The organism is uncultured Methylobacterium sp. (assembly GCF_964242245.1).
Taxonomy (GTDB): Bacteria; Pseudomonadota; Alphaproteobacteria; order Rhizobiales; family Beijerinckiaceae; genus Methylobacterium.
Genome location: NZ_CAXTBY010000194.1, coordinates 1 through 3,888, shown reverse-complemented (window position 1 = coordinate 3,888; position 3,888 = coordinate 1). Strand labels below are relative to the sequence as shown.

Below are 3,888 nucleotides of genomic sequence, written 5' to 3'. Positions count from 1 at the left end.
GTATGGTCGCGGGCTGAGGTGGTGCGGATTGATCCTGAACCGATCGGGGTCTTTGGTCCGGGCCTGAGAGATGGTTTGGAACGGGGTCTTCCAGCGTAGCGAGTTGAGGTGCTTGGCGACGTTGTAGGCCGTGACGAAGGCCAGGACATGCGCCTTCAGACTCGTCAGATCGTCGTAGTGGAAGAGCTTGACGGTCGCGTCCTTGATCGTCCGGTTCACGCGCTCGGCTTGGCCGTTCGTCCAAGGATGGTAGGGTTTGGTCAAACGATGCTCGATGCCGTGCTCGATGCAGACACGATCGAAGATGTGCGGACCGAGGAGCTGTCGGCTCGGCCCAGTCCTGTTCTTTGGCAGGTCGGTGAAAGCCATGCCGTTGTCGGTCAACACGGTGTGGATCTTATACGGAAAGGTCGCCACGACATTCCTGAGGAAGGCTGATCCTTCCATCTTCCCCGCACTGTCGTGGAACTCGACGTAGGTGAACTTCGAAACCCGGTCGATGGCCAAGAAGTCGATGGCCAGGAACATGACCAGCTTGCCGTCGGCGTGGCGCAACTCGCAGCTGTCGATATGCACGTAGCCGATCTCGTAGGTCTTGAAGCGCTTGTGCGTCTGCGCCGTCTCGGCTGCCGGAAGACGGGAGATGCCGTGCCGTTGCAGACAGCGATGCGGGGCGGCTGAGGCTTGGGATGGTCTCGCGCAGGCAGCCCAAGACATCGTCGAGCGGCAGCAGCGTTCGGCGCCGGAACTCGACCACGATCGCCTCCTCAGCCGGGGTCAGGACCGTGCTCTTGGGCGTCTTCGGCCCCATGGGCGCACCGGTCGTGATCGTTCGCCTGCGCCATTTGGCCACCGTCTTCGGGTTCAACCCGTACCGGGCGTCGTGCGGGCGCTGCCGTGAAGAGCTCCTGCCACAGTGCATCCGCCCCCTGACGCATCAGCGCCAATGACGCACCATCACACTCCGGGACCATACACTTAAGCCTCGCCGCCCGCCTCGGCCTCCGCCGCATCGTCGACGCCCAGGATCTCCTGCTCGGCGGTCGCCGCGCCGTCGGGGGCGGTGTCGCGCACGTCGACGATCCGCGCGCCGGGGAAGCGCGTGAGCACCTCGCGCACGAGCGGATGGGCGGTGGCATCCTCGCGGCGGCTCTCGACCGCGGCGCGGGCCTGCGCGTCGAGGGTCGGCGCGCCGCGCTCCCGCGACGGGACGACGATCCAGCGCCGACCGGTCCAGAGTTCCAGGGCCTTGGCGAGGTCGGTGTGGAGGGAGGGGCGACCGCCCTCGGCCTGACGGAACTCGATCCGCCCCTCCTCGAAGCGAACGAGGTGCGCCTCGCGCTCCAGGGCGGACTTCAGCAGGATGTCGCGCCGCGCGTCGGCCAGGGCAACCACGTCCTCGAACCGGACGAGCCGCGGGCCTGCCGGTTCGGCGGCTTTGATCCCGGCGGCCTTGCGCTCGGGGACCGGTTGCAGTGCGGCAGGCGGAACGGGGCGCGGCGCCGGGTCCACCCGCGGGGGCGGCAAGGGGCGGCCCTGCGGGAGGGAAGCGGAAACGGCCGCCACCGCGTGCGGCGCAACGGCCGGGGGCACGATCGTGAGCGGCGCCCGCGGTTCGGGCACGGCGATGCGCGGCTCCGGAGCGGGCGGGAGGGCTGCGTGAGCCGGTGCGTCGCCCTCCTGCGCACCGGCGGCGAGCGCCTCCGCCTTGAGATGCCGCAGGGCCTCGTCCGGCGTCGGCAGGTCGGCGGCGTAGGCGAGCCGCACCAGCGCCATCTCGGCGGCGGCCAGCGGCCGGGCCGCGCCCTGCACCTCGGGGATCGCCTTCAGCAGGATCTGCCACGCCCGCGACAGGGCCCGCACGGCCAGGCGCTCGGCGAAGTCGGCCCCCCGCGCCCGCTCGACCTCGCTCAGCGTCGGGTCGGCGGCGGCGGCCTCCGGCGCCAGCTTGAGCCGGGTGACGAGGTGGGTGAAGGCGGCCAGATCCGAGAGCACCACGGACGGGTCGGCGCCGGACTCGTACTGGCTGCGCAGCTCCGCGAAGGCCGCCGGGATGTCGCCGCGCATCGCGGCCTCGAACAGGTCGACGATGCGCGCCCGGTCGGCCAAGCCCAGCATGTCGCGGACGCTTCCCGCCGAGACCGCGCCGGCCCCGTGGGCGATCGCCTGGTCGAGCAGCGAGAGCGCGTCGCGCACCGACCCTTCCGCGGCGCGCACGATCGCCGCCAGCGCCTCGTCCTCGCACGGGACGCCTTCGGCCGCGCAGACCTTGCGCAGGTGCGCGGCCAGCACGTCCGCCTCGACGCGCCGCAGATCGAACCGCTGGCAGCGCGAGAGGATGGTGACCGGCACCTTCCGGATCTCGGTCGTCGCGAACACGAACTTGGCGTGGGGGGGCGGCTCCTCCAGGGTCTTCAGGAACGCGTTGAACGCGTTCGTGGAGAGCATGTGGACCTCGTCGATCACGTAGACCTTGTAGCGGGCCGAGACCGGCGCATAGCGGATGCCGTCGATGATGGCGCGGATGTCGTCGACGCCGGTGTGCGAGGCCGCGTCCATCTCCAGCACGTCCATGTGCCGCGAGTCCATGATCGCTTGGCAATGGAGCCCGAGCTCGGGCATCGCGATGGTCGGGCCGGTGTCCGGCGCGCCGAGGCGGGCGTAGTTCAGGCCGCGGGCGAGGATGCGTGCAGTGGTGGTCTTGCCGACGCCGCGCACGCCCGTGAGCATCCACGCCTGCGGGATGCGGCCGGCCGCGAACGCGTTGCCGAGGGTGCGTACCATCGCGCCCTGGCCGATCAGGTCGTCGAAATCCTTCGGCCGGTATTTGCGCGCCAGCACGCGGTAGGGCGTCGGCGCCAGCGCCGGCGCGGGAAACCCGGGCAGTCCCGGCTCGTCGTCAGGCGTGCCGGTGCTCGCGTCCATTCCGTCCGGGTCGGGTGCTGACCGCCGCGGCGGGCGCATCGACCCGCGGGCTCAGGCGGTGGAAGAGGTGGGAGGCTGGACGAAGACCCGCTCGGTCTCGTTAGGGCTGCTTCCTTCCGGACCTGACCCGGTTGGCGAGTGAAACGTCCCTCGCCAACCCCCCGCAGCCTTATGGCCGGGGGTTTTCGCGAACGCAAGCCACGGGGCTCCGCGCCGCTACTCGGGCTTGCGGGCGACGATGACGAGCGTCTTCGGATCGAGCTTGAGGTCGACCGGCTTGCCGGAGGCATCCAGGGCGTCGTCCACCTCGATCATCCCGTCGTCGAGTTCGATCTCCTTCCACGCGGTGAAGCCCTCCTGCCGCAGCATCGCCTCGACCTTGGCCTGCTGGTCGGGCGGCAACGGCTGGTCGGCCTCGGCGGTCCGGGCGAAGCCAGCAGCGAGGACGACGGCGAGGAGAGTGGTCGTCGGGCGCATGGCGGTCTCCGGTCCCGGTGGGTCGGGATGATCGCCTGAGTCTACGGACGGTGCCCGAGGTTGTCACGGTTCGGCCGCCCGCATAGGCTTCCATTCCCGAGCCGAGGCGGAAAGCCCGAGGACGCACGCCCATGGTCACCCGCGTCGCCACCGTCGCCTTCGAGGGCATCGAGGCGCGCGCCGTTGACGTGCAGGTCCAGATCATCCCGGGCGCGGTCAACTTCACCGTCGTCGGCCTGCCGGACAAGGCCGTGGCCGAATCGCGTGAGCGGGTGCGCGGCGCGCTGATCGCCTCGGGGCTGGCTCTGCCGGCCAAGCGCATCACCGTGAACCTCGCCCCCGCCGACCTGCCGAAGGAGGGCTCGCACTACGACCTGCCGATCGCACTGGGCGTCATGGCGGCGATCGGGGCGCTGCCGGCCGATGCGCTCGCCGGCTACTGCGTCCTCGGCGAGCTGGCGCTCGACGGCACGATCACGGCGGTCA

The 3,888-nt window shown here is 70.6% G+C and carries 3 protein-coding genes, 1 other RNA gene and 1 pseudogene; 1 reads left to right on the top strand and 4 read right to left on the bottom strand.

Annotated elements, in window-relative coordinates; all coding sequences use genetic code 11:
* The 4 genes and pseudogenes from ACFE8Y_RS21135 to ACFE8Y_RS21120 form a co-directional block, all read right to left on the bottom strand.
* Window positions 1–922, bottom strand: a pseudogene (locus ACFE8Y_RS21135) (IS481 family transposase); the annotation flags it as partial.
* 56 nt (window positions 923–978) lie between these two features.
* Window positions 979–2,925, bottom strand: a complete 1,947-nt coding sequence (locus tag ACFE8Y_RS21130) for a DNA polymerase III subunit gamma/tau (protein ID WP_375466330.1) — start codon at window positions 2,923–2,925, stop codon at window positions 979–981.
* Between the two features lie 65 nt (window positions 2,926–2,990).
* Window positions 2,991–3,089, bottom strand: an RNA gene (gene ffs / locus ACFE8Y_RS21125) — signal recognition particle sRNA small type.
* Window positions 3,090–3,141: 52 nt separating this feature from the next.
* Window positions 3,142–3,402, bottom strand: coding sequence for a PepSY domain-containing protein (locus tag ACFE8Y_RS21120; RefSeq protein ID WP_375466329.1), 261 nt, complete (start codon window positions 3,400–3,402; stop codon window positions 3,142–3,144).
* A 131-nt stretch (window positions 3,403–3,533) separates the two neighbouring features.
* On the opposite strand from ACFE8Y_RS21120, the gene ACFE8Y_RS21115 reads away from it, so the two are divergent.
* A partial coding sequence (locus ACFE8Y_RS21115; protein ID WP_375466328.1) for a magnesium chelatase domain-containing protein occupies window positions 3,534–3,888 on the top strand: 355 nt, incomplete at its 3' end.

What these genes read in the sequence shown, in the direction of transcription:
- ACFE8Y_RS21130 (WP_375466330.1), bottom strand. Translation starts at nt 2,925, where the DNA reads ATGGACGCGAGCACCGGCACGCCTGACGACGAGCCGGGACTGCCCGGG.
- ACFE8Y_RS21120 (WP_375466329.1), bottom strand. Translation starts at nt 3,402, where the DNA reads ATGCGCCCGACGACCACTCTCCTCGCCGTCGTCCTCGCTGCTGGCTTC.